The organism is Legionella bononiensis (genome assembly GCF_016786215.1).
In the GTDB taxonomy this organism is placed as follows: domain Bacteria; phylum Pseudomonadota; class Gammaproteobacteria; order Legionellales; family Legionellaceae; genus Legionella; species Legionella bononiensis.
Genome location: NZ_JADOBG010000023.1, coordinates 109,818 through 125,366, shown reverse-complemented (window position 1 = coordinate 125,366; position 15,549 = coordinate 109,818). Strand labels below are relative to the sequence as shown.

Here is a 15,549-nt window from a genome sequence, read left to right as displayed (position 1 = left end):
AACTTGGAATGTGATGACGACAACTCTTTTTCCTGTGATTCTTGCCGGAGGCTCTGGTACACGGCTATGGCCGCTGTCTCGCCAGAATTTCCCAAAACAATTTCTCGCATTAAATGGTGAATATTCTCTGTTGCAACAAACTATGAAAAGAGCCACCAGTTTACACAGTGAGCGTTCCATCATTGTGAGTAACGATGCTCATTACTTCCTATGCCAGGAGCAACTGCAGGATTTTGATATTCAAACCACCTATTTACTGGAACCTTGTGTACGCAATACAGCCCCTGCAATTGCTTGCGCAGCTCATCACCTGGTCCGTACAGCCGGAAAAGATGCTGTGATGTTGGTATTGCCATCAGATCACTGGATTGCGGATGATCGTGCATGGAAAGAAGCGATGGTTGCAGGAGCACAATATGCCATTGAACATAAGGCAATAGTCACGTTTGGCATAGAACCGGATAGCCCTAAAACCGGTTATGGGTACATCGAATCCGGATTGGAACTAACCCACAAGGTAAAACAGGTACTGAGCTTCCGAGAAAAACCGGACGCTCAAACTGCCGCTGAATTTATTGCTGAAGGCAATTATTTTTGGAATAGCGGTATGTTTGTCTGTACAGCCGGTGTTTATCTTGATGAATTAAACACATTTGAACAGAGTATTTATCAATACAGTGAACAAGCCTTGATTCACGCCCAGCACCATCATGATTTTTTACGACTGGATCTGGATATGTTTTCGCAATGCAAGGAAGAGTCCATCGATTACGCCATCATGGAAAAAACAGACAAGGCAGTTGTTATTCCGGTGTCCATGCAATGGAGTGATCTGGGCTGCTGGACTGCTGTTGCAGATGCCAATCAACAAGATGAACACGGAAATACCATAACTGGTAAAGTAATTGCTCAAGACAGCCACAATTGCCTGATTAATAGTGAACACTTGTTAGTAACAACTGTTGGAATTCAAAATCAAATCATTGTAGCGACCAGTGACGCAGTTCTGGTTGCGGATAAACGATACTCACAGCAAGTAAAAGAGTTAGTCAATTCCTTGCGTAAAGATCACCACCACCTGACTCAAGATCACCAACGGGTAACACGACCTTGGGGTTACTACGAAATTTTAGCCGAAGGTGTCGCCTTTAAAGTAAAACGTCTCATGGTAAAGCCAGGAGCCAAACTCTCCTTACAAATGCACCAACATCGTGCAGAACACTGGGTTGTAGTCGGTGGAGAAGCGGAAGTGGTCAACGGGAAACAAAAAATTCAGTTGTCTGTAAACCAATCAACCTACATCCCGCAAAATACACTGCATCGTCTGAGTAATCCAGGAAATGCCCCACTGTATGTAATTGAAGTACAAAGTGGCGCCTATTTGGGTGAAGATGATATCAAACGTTTTGATGATGTTTATTTAAGAAGAGGCGTTGAACCGGTACCGGCTTAATAAACTGCATAACAAGTCTATTCGCTCGCATACGATACCAAAGATTTTGTTTAACATTAGTGCTGTTTTTTCTTAAATCGCGAGCACGCTGTCTTAGCGTAGATTGTTCCATTCCTTTCTCCCCAACCCTCATCCCGCGAAGGACACTCTTATACGACTCAATTGTCTAGCGCAGGAGAGAGGGGCAGATCGAGGTAAAAAGAACAATGTGTGCTCAGATCATGCTTGAGAGGACTGCAAAACACTTTAGGGATGTTACCTAGCACAACCTTACCTTCAATAGAGCATTCAAACTCTATCACGCCATTATATGCAAACTTTAGTATCAATACTGTAAATCTCCAAATAATCAGCTTGTTTTTAAATTAAATGCTATGTTATAAAAAAGTACACTTCTGTTCTATTTTTAGTATAATTAACAGGTAGTCACCAAAAAACTCATAATCCTAGAGGTGATGTTATGGCAACAAGCAGCTTAATTCTCGAATCTTACCTTCAAACTATTGATATGGATAAGATGGATGAGCTACGCCGTAACAAAATGGTTGATAATCTGATTGCCTATAATAAAAAGCTAAAAGGAGTGGACTTTCTAACCCCACTTGGATATTTCCTTTCCATGCTGGAGAATACTGACGAAGTCATGTTTTTATATATGAGTCAGGAAAAAAAAGACGTTGTTCTGCGCGATTTGCAAGTCACTTATTTGCTGTTACTCGCTCAAAAAAGGCATGAACTAACGCATCAGAAAACAGAAAATATAAAATCTTATGACGCCAGTATTGTAAAATGCCAACAATTAATTGACGCCCTCAATTATAAAAAGGTATGCGAAGAACAACAAATCGTTCCGTCACCAGAGCACGGGTATGCTACTGATGGCTACCCAATAACATATGCATTTATCGGGTTAGGGCAATGGTTTGGTGAAAAAATTGATGAAATAGCCAATCGACAAACCAAAACCATCAAGGAGGCAATGGGTTGGTTTAATGAAAAACGTCTCTACTGGGTATGGGGTGGCGGGCTTTTAAAAACGGTGCTTGAATTATTACCTCCCGATTTTTTTAATGTTACAGATGCTGCAAAACAAGTACGAGCACCCGATCCTTATACCGGAGCTATTAGCTGGGGCTTATATTATTTTCGCGGCTCCTTGAATTTATTTTTACTGCTAAAACACACCATTCAAGGCCCATGGATGAGCAAAGATGAGAGTGATACTCCATGGACAGAGCGATTTCTTACTCAGTGGAGTCAAAGAAAATTTACCCTGCTTAATGATTTTGTCTGGGCAACGGGGAACTGTCTTTGCTACTTTGTACTGACCGGAAAAGGGGCCTTGGGAACTTGGGGAGACTTTTTGACTTTAGCCCTTCTGGCCTTTGATATCGGGCTTGCTGTATGGGAGTTTGAAGAAAAAAGAACTGAGTTCTTCAAAGAAATGCAGAATTATGATCGAGAGATCGAGATAGTAAAAGAACGAATCAAAAAAATTGAAGAGGATCCTGCTGCTGATGAAACGAATAAAAAAAGTTTAAAGGAATGTCATCTGCAGTTGCAGAGTTTAGAGAAAGCAAAAAGACAATGTCAAAAAGACTGGGATTATCAAAATATAGGTTTGGCTACCAATATCAGTTACGCTGTAGGTTTAATGTTAGCCTTCGCATTGGTGGCATTACCATTCCTGCCTATAACTGGCCCATTGTTAATCGCTTTAAGTGTTACTGGAACTGTGCTCTGCTTCGCATTTACCGTGATTAATAACGCAGTTAAGGGTGGCATTGAAATCTACAAAGCCTATGAATCCAAAAAAGAGGCCATGCTAGATTACAAAACTAAATTAGCAGAGTTCCATGAGTTGATGCTAAATAATCCTGAGCTGGATGACAATGAAAAGAAATTATTGTTCCTGGAAATCAAAAAAACACTGGCGGAAACAGAATATCAAAAACAAATGATCGTTTTTCAGACCATGCATCTAGTTCGATCATTGATCATGGAAACATTCATTCCAGCTATAATTTTTGTAAATCTGGTATTTTTACCCCTGGGCATTGGCTTTGCCCTTATTGGAGCAGCAATTGTATTGGCAATTTGTACTAATTTATTGATCAATAAACTCTTTACACCTGAAAAAATGGCGATTAAAGAATTTGATGAGCTGGAGTACAAAGCCTTTTGCGCCGATCCTGACCATTGGGGTTTGAAATCATCCAAGGGAATGCAAAATTTCTTTAAACCAGCTGAAGCACCACCTACTCCTACTGAGGTAAGCAAACAGGATACTGACGAACAACAGGATGATCAAACTGCAGAACAACAACCACTCATGGAACCTCAATCCGGCCCCTGTAATGGCCTTACTTAAATGACTATTGTCCCAGTTAAAAAATGAATTTGGTTGGGACAATTGCTAAAAAAGTGTATAATTGCTCTTTTTGTTACACAATAAATGGTCAGACATGAATCTTCAACAGTTATATGATGTTATTGTAGTAGGTGGCGGACATGCGGGAACTGAAGCAGCTCTCGCTGCAGCACGTATGGGCATGCAAACCTTGTTACTCACACATAATATGGACTTGCTCGGTCAGATGTCATGTAATCCGGCCATTGGCGGAATCGGTAAAGGACATCTGGTTAAAGAAATTGATGCCCTGGATGGAGCGATGGCCAAGGCTGCAGACAAGGCAGGTATTCAATTCCGCATACTTAATGCGTCCAAGGGTCCAGCAGTTCGCGCCACTCGTGCCCAGGCTGATCGAGTTCTTTATCGGCAAGCCATTCGAGAGCAATTACAAAGCCAACCCAATCTGATCTTGTTTCAGCAGGCTGTTGACGATTTATTGATAGAAAACGGAAAAGTCGCCGGAGTAGTAACACAAATGGGCTTTACTCTCCGCGCTCGCGCAGTAGTGCTCACCGTAGGAACCTTTTTAGGCGGAAAAATTCATGTTGGGATGAGTCAATATGCTGGTGGCCGTGCGGGTGATCCTCCATCTATAGAATTGGCAAACAGCTTGCGTGATCTGGATCTGCCTGTTGGACGATTGAAAACAGGAACGCCTCCACGAATAGACCGACGCTCCCTTGATTTCAGTCAGATGACAGTGCAGCCTGGTGACAGCCCATTGCCCGTATTTTCTTATATGGGTTCAGTCAGCGATCATCCTCAGCAAGTGCCATGTCATATTACACATACCACAGAAGCGACTCATGACATTATTCGTAACAACCTGCACCAATCACCGATGTACGCGGGAGTGATAGAGGGAGTTGGACCACGATATTGCCCTTCAATCGAAGATAAAGTAGTACGTTTTGCTGATAAATTATCACATCAGATTTTTGTCGAACCGGAAGGATTGACTACCGAGGAAATCTATCCAAATGGCATATCAACCAGTCTGCCCTTTGATGTTCAGGTCCAATTCGTAAGAACTATAAAAGGATTTGAAAACGCCCACATTACCCGGCCAGGCTATGCTATAGAATATGATTATTTTGATCCGCGTGGACTTACTTCTTTTTTACAGACTAAAGCCGTCCCTAATTTATTTTTTGCAGGACAAATAAATGGGACTACTGGCTATGAGGAAGCGGCAGCTCAAGGCATTATAGCCGGGATGAACGCGGCCTTGCAGGTACAGGGAAAAGATTTATGGTGCCCTCGCCGAGATGAGGCTTATATCGGTGTGCTCATTGATGATTTGGTTACTTTAGGTACTCAGGAACCCTATAGAATGTTTACCTCGCGAGCAGAATACCGTCTGCTTCTTCGTGAAGATAATGCGGACTTGCGTTTAACTGCCAAAGGTCGTGAATTAGGATTAGTCGGCGATGCCCGCTGGGAACGATTTACTAATAAAAGAGAATCAATTGAAGCGACTCAGACTTTATTACATAACACCTGGGTTCGTGTAAGTCATTATGAGGCATTAAACAATATTCTCGAAAAACCCATGCAGCATGATAATAGAGCGTCTGAATTTTTAAAACGCCCGGAAATCAATTACCAGCATTTACTGATGCTGGAAGATTTGCACTTACCTCAGTTACCCTTTGATGTATCCGAGCAAATTGAAATTCAAAACAAGTACGCCGGATACATTGAAAGACAAGAACAGGATATTGAGAAATTACGTAAATACGAACATACCGTTCTGCCTGAGCATCTTGATTACACTACAGTTACCGGCCTTTCAAGTGAAGTGATGCAAAAATTGGCCAAAATAAAACCCACATCATTAGCACAGGCAGGTCGTATTTCGGGAGTCACCCCTGCGGCCTTGTCGCTATTATTGGTACATTTGAAAAAGAATCGGCTCAGCGCATGAATGATGATTTGAACCTTAAAAGCAAACTGGATAGTGGACTGAAACAATTTGGATTAAATTCACTATGTGACTCATTGTGGCATTATTTACTTTTATTAAAAAAGTGGAATTCGGCGTATAATCTAACTGCCGTTCGCGATCCTGAATCGATGATAAGCAGGCATCTATTGGATAGCCTGGCAATCATACCCTGGATAAAAGGAAACCGAATTCTGGATGTCGGAACGGGCGCAGGATTGCCAGGTATCCCTTTAGCTATAGCCAAACCGGATATTCAGTTTGTTCTTTTAGACAGTAATGGCAAAAAAATTCGCTTTTTAAATGAGGTTAAACGCCAACTTGACTTAAAAAATCTTGAAATTGTACAATTTCGAGTCGAAAACTACCACCCGGCTCAAGGTTTTGATACAGTAACAAGTAGAGCATTCAGCAGCCTAGAACAAATGATTTATTGGACTCAACATCTTATTGCCAAAAATGGAATTTGGCTGGCAATGAAAGGACGTTATCCAGATACTGAATTAAACATGATTCATCAAAAATACCAAGTCGAGAAGTATACTGTTGAAGGTGTTGATGGTGAACGCTGCTGTGTCATTATAGATAACACAACCAAGGAATAATTATGGCGAAAGTCATAGCCATTGCCAATCAAAAAGGTGGAGTAGGTAAAACCACTACTGCCATTAATTTAGCTGCATCTTTAGCTGCGAATCGTCAGCAGGTATTGCTTATTGATTTAGATCCTCAAGGTAATGCTACTATGGGTAGCGGCGTTGACAAAAATCAGTTGGTACACACGACAAATGATGTATTGCTGCGAGATTGTCTGGCAGAGCAAGCCTGTCTTTCAACTACTTGTGGTTATGACTTAATCCCGGGTAATGGCGATTTAACAGTAGCTGAAGTCAGCCTGATGGAACGTAATCATCGAGAAACTTTTTTATATAAAGCCCTGCAACCAATAAAAAGTAATTACGATTTCATACTGATTGACTGCCCACCCGCTTTAAATACTTTAACCATAAACGCTTTTGTAGCAGCTGATTCCGTTTTAATACCTATGCAATGCGAATATTATGCGTTGGAAGGCCTGGCAGCGTTACTATCGACTATTGAACAGGTTAAATCTTCAGTAAATCCTCGTTTACATATTGAAGGGGTTCTTCGTACCATGTACGATGCCCGAAACCGCTTGTGCGCTGAAGTATCCAAACAATTATTAGAGCACTTCCCGGCTAAAGTCTATAGAACAGTAGTTCCACGTAATGTCCGGCTGGCTGAAGCGCCAAGCCACGGATTACCGGCTTTACACTATGATAAATCATCACCAGGCGCAGCAGCCTATATGGTGCTTGCCTCTGAAGTTATTAGTAAACAAACCGTAGCAGGCTAATTTGGGGTAATTTATGACAGTAAAACGCAGTAGCTTAGGACGTAATTTATCCGCCTTATTAAGTCAATCTGGCAGTACTCTGCTCAATGATAAGCCTCAATCTGATAATCTTAAGTTAGCAGTTAACTGTCTACAACCTGGAAAATACCAACCTCGTGGTGAAATGGAACAAGCCCCATTACAAGAACTGGCTGAATCCATAAAAAAACAAGGTTTATTGCAGCCTCTATTAGTGCGTGAGTTAAGCAATGGTCGTTATGAAATAATTGCCGGTGAACGACGCTGGCGTGCCAGCCAAATTGCTGGACTTACCGAAGTACCCGTAGTATTAAAGCAGGTTGATGATGAAACCGCTATGGCTATGGCTTTAGTTGAAAACCTGCAACGTGAAGATTTAAATGCCATGGATCAAGCAAGAGCCATGCACCGGCTCACCAGTGAATTTGCTCTGACACATCAACAAGTCGCAGATCTCCTGTGTAAATCACGAACGGCAGTCAGTAATTTTCTTCGCTTGCTCTCGCTTTCATCTTCGGTAAAAAAACTCCTTGAGCATGGTGATATCGATATGGGACACGCTCGAGCATTGCTCATGCTGGATGAAGAACAACAAAGCCAGGTTGCTCAATTAATCATCGCGAAAAATTTATCGGTCCGAGAAACTGAAAAGCTGGTAGAGCGAGTAAAAACCGGAACAATCGAACAAAAACCAAATGATGAACCCGCTCCACTTTATAAAGAGAAATTAAGCTCCCTGGCGCAACATCTGCAAACACAAGTTAAGCTAAAGCCTGGTAAAGCAGGTAAAGGTTCATTGGTCATTCATTATGAAAACGCCAATACCCTACAAAAAATAATCGAGCAATTAATGAATTGAGGTCATTGATAGTTCTGTGATCTTGGCGATAGCTGTATATTCCTAAGGTAAAGTCAGTCTGCCGCAAGGCTTTCCTGCTATATCTTTATGTTGTATATTCTTCCAACCTAAAATTCCTGATGAATCCACTCACCTAAATAAGCTTTAATATTCCCTTAATGAATTAATATTATACTTGTCGGGGTAGTAAACCAACTGTCCTTGTAGGAGCGCTAAATGCCTAAAGTTTATAATTTTTTCCCTAAAACCAAGTTTTTTGTTAATCAGAAAACACCGGATCCCAAAAAGAATTTCTTTGAGAATTACTCCGACCATCTTGATTTTCTTATCATGCATTTTGAGCAAAAATTTAATAAATTAAGGAATTTTGAGGATATTGGCACAGCATTGGAGTATATCGGTGACGAGGCTATCAAACGCCTTAAGCTATTCGATCAGCTACGTGATGGACATGATTATTTTGATGAAGTAGTTGGAGCAACAGCGCTTCCAGCGCTTGGCCTAATTGCATCAATTGCCAGTTTGGGAACAGCAATCTGGGAAAGTGCGCAAGCAATAGCCATTAAAACGGGTATTGTGCGAAACGATCATGAAGACCATCTGGATGTAGCAGCGGGTTATCTCATCCTATCAGCAGCATCAATCATTTTAGCTATAGCCAGCTTTTTAAAGTCAGCCATTAGTTTAATCACACGACCTATAGTTACTGCCTTAACAGGATTTGCCGAGCAGGATGAAGACCGCTTCCATAATGAAGACACCTTTGTTGGCAGAGCTTTTAGATAATAGGATAGTGTACGGAGCATTTTAATATTCACCTGACTCCAGTTAAGGTCAGGTGAACTATCAATAACACATATCGCAACTTAACTCTGAACTATTGAAGCGTATCCCCTGTATTATTTTGGGTTACCACTAAAAAACCAAAACCGATGATCGGGATGATAAGATCAGTCCAAAATATAATTCCCGCATTACCAGGAGCAAAATTACCAGCAACAATCATTTGAACAATGTGACCACCCGCAGCACCTAAAAGAAAAAGGGCAGGAGCTGTAAATGCCGCGACACGAAACGACCACGAAGCCTTGAATGCCATCATACTCACCACTGCAAATCCCAAACTGGCAAATCCTACTTCCGCTTGAAAAGGACTGTTTGCCCAACCTATAAATTGGGCGGCGATTTCCCCAAAAAACACATGCATCACAAAATTATAAAACATTGAAAAACCCATTCCAATCAACAAAAAATAGGAAAATAATGTTTCTGTAATAACTGCTTTATGTAAGGGTTTTCTCGCACACAGTAATGATATAACAGCGGATATGATACCAATCAGTAAAAATGTTAAGGTGAAATTACTCAATGCAAAGCGAATTATCTGTTCCATAATCAAATCATTCCAAAATCATTGTGAAGTTCATTATGAAATACAGTTAGCGAATCTGTAAAGATCTCATCATGATATTGGTATCCCATAAGACGATAATACGAGATATCTTTTTATCTTGTGAGTTCTTATTAACGATAAATGAATCTATAAAGAGGATTATAAGCTATTGAATCGTTTCATTGTACTAAAGAAGGGGCGACTCTTCCTTGAGCACTGTATAAATATTGGCTGCACTCTATAGCAATAAATTTAGAGTACTTCCGTACTAGATCAGCCGAGGTCCTTGAGGATCGCTAGGAGTTCTGCATTTACCACTTCCATCTTGTTCGTACGCAATTTGCATTGCATGATTAATATTTCGCATGTATTCCTGGGCTTTGGCCAAATTTCCTTCTGATCGAAATAAACGATACATATTCTGTGCTGTTTTTGCTGCAGTTGTTTCAGACAGAGTTGATTGTCTTGGAGAACGAACAATCAGCTCTCCATCATCTGTCATCCAACGGGGTTCAATTTTACTTTGCATAACCTACCTCTACTTTAAAAAGAACGTATTATATTTAAATTTGCCACAAAGGTCGATATTTAATCTCATGTTACTAATTTTTTTCTATCGTGCCGTTTTTTTTTATATTTGCTCTATATTTATCAATAGGGCCATTAAAAGATATTTTGATGTTTACTTACTTAAAAAAAGGTTGGAATGGAGAATTAACTTTTTTCCAAATTATATTGGGGAACTACTCAAGCTCTTATCTCTTTGAAGGAGGAATCGTATATATTGGTTTTTATGTCCTTCTGCTTATTGCATTAACAAATCATCAATTGAGTCTTAACACTATTTGGCTTTACCCACTAGTACTGTATTCAATTTGTTTTTATATATGGTTGTTAAAAGCATTTTGGGGATCAGCTAATCAGACTACACATTTTTATAACGCCGTATTAATTCGTGTGTTTACAATTCTACTTCCCTTATTTTCCATTATTTCATTCTTTGTGATACTTCTTTACTATCTTGTTGCTGCACTTTTAGATTTAATGAATTAATTTTGTAATACGTGCTGAAATATAATGCTCTTTTAAATTCGTCAAGTACTCTATGCGTTCCAACGTCGACCAAGTCCATTTACTAGGCTCTGTTGACAATTGTTCTATAAGCCCTACGTGGCGTGGCCTGTACAAATTGAATTGTCAACAAACCCTAACAATCCAAAAAATAAAATTTAAGCTAGACTTATACATATGATTATCATTTTGACATCTTGTTATTTTAATAATAAGTGCTAAATGAGGATGTTAATGAGTCAGTTCCAATTAATAGAGCTGAATCTATAGACCATCCTTAATATTATCTGACGGAGATTGCGTTGTTAATTCAACCCGTTCAACCTGTAAACGTTACCATCAAAATTGGCAAAAATATGTATGAATGCCAAATGATAAGCCTATCTGAGACCGAATTGGTTTTAAACTGTAATGATTATTTAGAAAAAGACACCCAGGCATTATTTATAGCTCGCTATTTCCGAGGAGTAGCAACCATACGTGAAATTGAATTTATAAAATTCTATTTCACATATAAATTGGAGATCGAAAACATTCAATTTCAACCGGGCTTGTTAATCAACACCCGGTTGTAATTCGATAGCCTAAAAATAAATTTATAGCCAATAGACAAAAAGGAATAGAAACAGCCAAACAACGTCTACGAAATGCCAATACCAGGCAACACCCTCAAATGCAAAATGACGTTCTGGCGTAAAATGACCACGCTTACAGCGTACCAAAATAACAATCAGCATAATAGTTCCGAGTGTTACGTGTAATCCGTGAAAACCTGTCAGCATAAAGAAAGTTGTACCGTAAATACCAGCAGCCAGAGTTAAGTTCATTTCCGTATAGGCTTCATGATATTCATAACCTTGTAGCAGTAAAAATAAAATACCCAAGGCAATAGTAAGAGACATTCCAACTAATAACTGGGTTCGCTTATTCAATTTTAAAGCCCAGTGAGCCCAGGTAATAGTTACCCCCGAGGTCAAAAGAATAAGAGTGTTGATTGCGGCAAGACCCCACGCTCCCATAGCTTCATGAGCGCCTGAAAATATTTGATTATTCGGATTATTCAGTAATGGCCAAGCTGCTTTAAAATCTGACCACAAGGTATAATGCGTAATAGGGTGAACCTCTCCACCCAAAAGTGGTACGGCCCAGAAACGGGTAAAAAACAGAGCGCCAAAAAATGCCCCGAAAAAACAGACTTCCGAAAAGATGAACCAACACATTCCCCATCGAAAAGATCTATCGACTTGCATGTCATAAAGGCCTTTACCGTTTTCGTAAATAACTTGGCCAAACCAGCCAAACATCATAAAGATAACAATACAAAGTCCCGCAGTAAATATGTACGGACCATACCAATCATGATGAAGCCAGGATGCAGCTCCTACCAAAGTAGTAGTCAATCCAATTGAGCCCACCAAAGGCCAGTGACTAGGCTTGGGGACATAATAAGTACCGTGTGCTCCCATTGTATTTTAATCTCCTGTGTCAATAAATCAGTCTACAAGTGCTGATTCCCGGGTCTGTTTACATTTCATGATAGATCTCATTATTTCGTCCTCATCCAGTACATTTGCTCCAGAGCACTGTTTTACTGGATTGGGACAAAGATAAGATCAGCATGTTCTAATTCATTATTCTTCCTGACACATCAAACAAAGTATAAGACAGCGTTACTGTCTTAACATTCTCAGGTAACTCTGTATCCAGATGAAATAATAACGGCATGTTCATTGCCTCATGTCCATTCAACGTTTGTTGAGTGAAGCAAAAGCATTCCGTTTTCTTTAAGTATTTAGCAGCAATTCCTGGCGTCACACTGGGAATTGCCTGTACGGTCATTCGATGATCCGTTTTGTTTTCAGCATAAAAAGCCAGTTTAACTATTTCACCAGGGTGCACTCGAATCTTGGAAATTTTAGGATAAAACTCCCAAGGCACACCGCTGTTATTAGTCGCAACAAACTCAACCAGTACTTCTCTGTTTTTTTCAATTTTTGCTTTACTGACATCATAAGCAATTGCCTCTGGATTTGTTTTGCCATTAATACCCAATGTTTTACATAAACTATTATAAATAGGTACCAGAGCAAAACCAAAAGCAAACATTCCTAAAACAACAAGAGTCAATATGATGAGTAATTTTTGTTGTTTTTTTGCATTATTCATTAAACCCCACCTTTAGTGAATCTCGGGTGGAGTTGTAAAAGTATGGTAAGGTGGTGGAGATGGTAATGTCCATTCCAAACCATGAGACCCTTCCCAAACTCTCGCAGTAGCAACATCCTTTTTAGAGCCTTTTTTCCTTACGGTTCCAATGACGTTAAATAGAAACAGTAATTGCGAAAAACCAAAGATGAATGCACCTATAGTTGCAACCATATTAAAATTAGCGAACTGCAAGGCATAATCGGGGATTCTTCTTGGCATACCAGCCAATCCAAGGAAATGCATAGGGAAGAAAGTCAAATTCACTGAAATTACTGACAACCAGAAATGCCATTTCCCCATACGCTCATTGTACATATGCCCGGTCCATTTCGGCAGCCAGTAGTATGTCGCGGCGAGAAGAGCAAAAATCACACCTGGAACCAATACATAATGGAAATGCGCCACTACAAAGTAACTGTCCTGATATTGATAATCAGCAGGTACTAAAGCCAGCATCAAACCAGTAAAGCCACCGATAGTAAATAAAAATACAAATGCCAGGGCAAACAGCATGGGAGTTTCAAAAGTCATTGCCCCCTTGAACATGGTACTGACCCAGTTAAATACTTTAATTCCAGTCGGAACTGCAATAAGCATGGTGGTATACATGAAAAACAATTCAGCGCCTAAAGGAACGCCTGTTGTAAACATATGATGCACCCACACAATGAAAGATAAGAGAGCAATACTGACTGTAGCGTACACCATGAAATGGTAGCCAAATAAAGGTTTACGGCTAAAAGTGGGAATAATTTCGGAAATAACCCCAAATGCGGGCAATACCAGTACATAAACTTCAGGATGTCCGAAAAACCAGAATATATGTTGAAACAGGATCGGATCACCACCACCTGCCGCACTAAAGAAACTGGTTCCAAAATGCCTGTCAGCCAACATCATTGTAACAGCACCTGCTAAGACCGGCATAATTGCGATCAACAAAAATGCAGTAATCAACCAGGTCCAGACAAACATTGGCATTTTCATCAAAGTCATGCCTGGAGCACGTAAATTCAGAATAGTCGCAATGATATTAATAGAACCCATGATTGATGAAAGTCCCATCATATGAATAGAGAAAATCATAAAATCGGTGCTGGGAGGAGCAAATTTTGTAGATAATGGAGCATACATTGTCCAACCAAAATTAGGACCGCCACCTGCATGAAACATAGTAGAAAATAATAGGCAGAATGCGAAGGGTAAAATCCAGAAACTCCAGTTATTCAACCGGGGTAAAGCCATATCCGGGGCACCAATCATCATAGGAATCTGCCAATTCGCCATACCGGTAAATGCTGGCATGACTACCCCAAAAAGCATGATCAGACCATGCATGGTGGTCATTTGATTGAAAAAATTAGGATCGACAAACCGATGACCTGGCTGAAATAGTTCTGCCCGGATAACCAAGGCCATACCACCAGCAACAAAGAAGCTTATCATAGCTAACCATAAATAAAGGCTACCTATATCTTTATGGTTCGTGGTAAATAACCAGCGTTTTGCAAATCCCATCAATCCTTTACCCTGTTCTGGACCATGTTCATCATGGGACTCTTCTGCATGCGCTAATGCCTTACTCATTGTAAACCTCCTGCTTTAGCTTTATTAACCATGGTAGGTTTTTGATTATTACTTTGTCGCAGTTTTGCAACATCTGCGGGTTGAATTTCATCGTCAGTATTATTACCCCAGGCATTTCGTTCATAAGTTGCAATTGCCGCAATCTCTTCATCATTCAATTGATTTTTATAAGGCATCATTCCCGCAGATCCCGGAATCCCATTAAGGATCAGATCAATATGACGTGAAATGGGTTTTCCTACCGCAACTGAGCTGCCTTTTAATGCAGGATACATGGGTGGAAGACCTGTTCCATCCGCTTTATGACAAGCAGAACAAAACTGGTCGTATTTTTGTTTACCCAATGTCATTAGATCAGCTCGGGACATTGTTTTTTGATCGCCAGGCAGAGTCTCGGCTTTTGCATATTGATCTTCAACTTTATCCTGCTTGGCAACCCAGGCATTAAATTCATCTTCATTTACAGCCTGAACAACAATCGGCATAAATCCATGATTAATTCCACACAATTCGGCACACTGCCCTCTATACACCCCAGGTTTTTCAATTCTCGCCCATGCTTCATACATATATCCGGGTATTGCATCACGTTTAATGCCAAGTTCGGGAACCCACCAGGAATGTATTACATCGTTTGAAGTAACCAGAAAACGAATTTTCTTATTAATTGGCAGAACCAGAGGCTTATCTACTTCGAGCAAATACCATTGGCCTTTTTTCTCTTTATTCTGTATTTGATCATAAGGTGTTGATAAATTACTGAAATAACTAATACCTTGATCGAGGTATTGATATTGCCAGCGCCACTGATAACCGACTACCTTAATTGTCACTTCGGATTCATTGGAATCATCCATTCTTATCAGTACTTGGGTAGCAGGAATTGCCAAACCAACCAGAATTAGAAAGGGGATAATGGACCATACAATTTCCAGGCGAGGATTATCGTGAAAAGATGCCGGTTTATACCCCTTGGATTTTCTATGGTGAATCAGGGAGTAGATCATTACTCCGAAAACAATCACACCAATTACGGCACACACAGCCATACACACCATATGCAAATAATACATATCATGGCTTAAAGGAGTAACTCCTTTATACATGTTTAATTGCCAATTATCTGCAGCAGCCCACACTGATTGTGCCGATGCGATGCTGCATAGCATTAGTACCAATCTACAGATCTTTAACCTGTTTAACATCCCAATCCCTCATCTCGTC

General features: G+C 40.2%; 15 protein-coding genes. 8 read left to right on the top strand and 7 right to left on the bottom strand.

Going from position 1 to position 15,549, the window contains the following annotated elements; all coding sequences use genetic code 11:
• The first annotated feature begins 13 nt into the window (after positions 1-13).
• Positions 14-1,453 (top strand): mannose-1-phosphate guanylyltransferase/mannose-6-phosphate isomerase, encoded by a 1,440-nt coding sequence (locus IZU94_RS17300; protein WP_203113702.1) that lies wholly within the window; start codon positions 14-16, stop codon positions 1,451-1,453.
• Here the strand turns inward: IZU94_RS17300 and IZU94_RS18485 are convergent.
• Positions 1,398-1,565: a DUF559 domain-containing protein gene (locus IZU94_RS18485; protein ID WP_203113701.1), complete on the bottom strand. Its 168-nt coding sequence runs from the start codon at positions 1,563-1,565 to the stop codon at positions 1,398-1,400. The two genes, IZU94_RS17300 and IZU94_RS18485, sit on opposite strands and share 56 nt — an antisense overlap.
• 348 nt (positions 1,566-1,913) lie before the next feature.
• Here IZU94_RS18485 and IZU94_RS17290 point away from each other — a divergent pair, with 348 nt between their 5' ends.
• The 6 genes from IZU94_RS17290 to IZU94_RS17265 all read left to right on the top strand — a co-directional run bounded on the left by IZU94_RS17290 (position 1,914) and on the right by IZU94_RS17265 (position 8,852).
• Positions 1,914-3,824, top strand: coding sequence for a hypothetical protein (locus IZU94_RS17290; protein ID WP_203113700.1), 1,911 nt, complete (start codon positions 1,914-1,916; stop codon positions 3,822-3,824).
• A gap of 94 nt (positions 3,825-3,918) precedes the next feature.
• Complete coding sequence (gene mnmG, locus IZU94_RS17285; protein WP_203113699.1) at positions 3,919-5,793, top strand: tRNA uridine-5-carboxymethylaminomethyl(34) synthesis enzyme MnmG; 1,875 nt, start codon at positions 3,919-3,921, stop codon at positions 5,791-5,793.
• On the top strand, positions 5,790-6,416 hold the full coding sequence (gene rsmG, locus IZU94_RS17280) for a 16S rRNA (guanine(527)-N(7))-methyltransferase RsmG (RefSeq protein ID WP_203113697.1): 627 nt from the start codon (positions 5,790-5,792) through the stop codon (positions 6,414-6,416). Before mnmG ends, rsmG begins: the two co-directional genes overlap by 4 nt.
• Before the next feature lie 2 nt (positions 6,417-6,418).
• Positions 6,419-7,189 carry a ParA family protein gene (locus tag IZU94_RS17275; protein WP_203113695.1) on the top strand — a complete coding sequence of 257 codons (771 nt, stop codon included), beginning with the start codon at positions 6,419-6,421 and terminating at the stop codon, positions 7,187-7,189.
• Positions 7,190-7,202: 13 nt separating this feature from the next.
• Positions 7,203-8,066 (top strand): ParB/RepB/Spo0J family partition protein, encoded by an 864-nt coding sequence (locus IZU94_RS17270; RefSeq protein ID WP_203113693.1) that lies wholly within the window; start codon positions 7,203-7,205, stop codon positions 8,064-8,066.
• A gap of 216 nt (positions 8,067-8,282) precedes the next feature.
• Positions 8,283-8,852 carry a hypothetical protein gene (locus IZU94_RS17265; protein WP_203113691.1) on the top strand — a complete coding sequence of 190 codons (570 nt, stop codon included), beginning with the start codon at positions 8,283-8,285 and terminating at the stop codon, positions 8,850-8,852.
• Between the two features lie 91 nt (positions 8,853-8,943).
• Here IZU94_RS17265 and IZU94_RS17260 read toward each other — a convergent pair whose 3' ends face one another.
• Together IZU94_RS17260 and IZU94_RS17255 are read right to left on the bottom strand one after the other, a co-directional pair.
• Positions 8,944-9,459 carry a DUF6790 family protein gene (locus tag IZU94_RS17260; RefSeq protein WP_203113689.1) on the bottom strand — a complete coding sequence of 172 codons (516 nt, stop codon included), beginning with the start codon at positions 9,457-9,459 and terminating at the stop codon, positions 8,944-8,946.
• Positions 9,460-9,727: 268 nt separating this feature from the next.
• Positions 9,728-9,988 (bottom strand): hypothetical protein, encoded by a 261-nt coding sequence (locus IZU94_RS17255; RefSeq protein WP_203113687.1) that lies wholly within the window; start codon positions 9,986-9,988, stop codon positions 9,728-9,730.
• Between the two features lie 844 nt (positions 9,989-10,832).
• Between IZU94_RS17255 and IZU94_RS17250 the strand changes: the two genes are divergently transcribed.
• Positions 10,833-11,105, top strand: a complete 273-nt coding sequence (locus IZU94_RS17250) for a hypothetical protein (RefSeq protein ID WP_203113685.1) — start codon at positions 10,833-10,835, stop codon at positions 11,103-11,105.
• A 21-nt stretch (positions 11,106-11,126) separates the two neighbouring features.
• Here the strand turns inward: IZU94_RS17250 and IZU94_RS17245 are convergent, their stop codons facing one another.
• From IZU94_RS17245 to coxB, 4 genes are all read right to left on the bottom strand, one after another.
• Positions 11,127-11,996: a cytochrome c oxidase subunit 3 gene (locus IZU94_RS17245; RefSeq protein ID WP_203113683.1), complete on the bottom strand. Its 870-nt coding sequence runs from the start codon at positions 11,994-11,996 to the stop codon at positions 11,127-11,129.
• Between the two features lie 157 nt (positions 11,997-12,153).
• The gene (locus IZU94_RS17240; protein ID WP_203113681.1) at positions 12,154-12,696 is read right to left on the bottom strand and encodes a cytochrome c oxidase assembly protein; all 543 of its coding nucleotides are present in this window, start codon (positions 12,694-12,696) and stop codon (positions 12,154-12,156) included.
• Positions 12,697-12,708: 12 nt separating this feature from the next.
• Positions 12,709-14,325, bottom strand: a complete 1,617-nt coding sequence (gene ctaD, locus IZU94_RS17235) for a cytochrome c oxidase subunit I (RefSeq protein ID WP_203113679.1) — start codon at positions 14,323-14,325, stop codon at positions 12,709-12,711.
• Positions 14,322-15,530 carry a cytochrome c oxidase subunit II gene (gene coxB, locus IZU94_RS17230; protein ID WP_203113677.1) on the bottom strand — a complete coding sequence of 403 codons (1,209 nt, stop codon included), beginning with the start codon at positions 15,528-15,530 and terminating at the stop codon, positions 14,322-14,324. The genes ctaD and coxB overlap by 4 nt, the downstream gene beginning before the upstream one ends.
• Between the last annotated feature and the right edge of the window lie 19 nt (positions 15,531-15,549).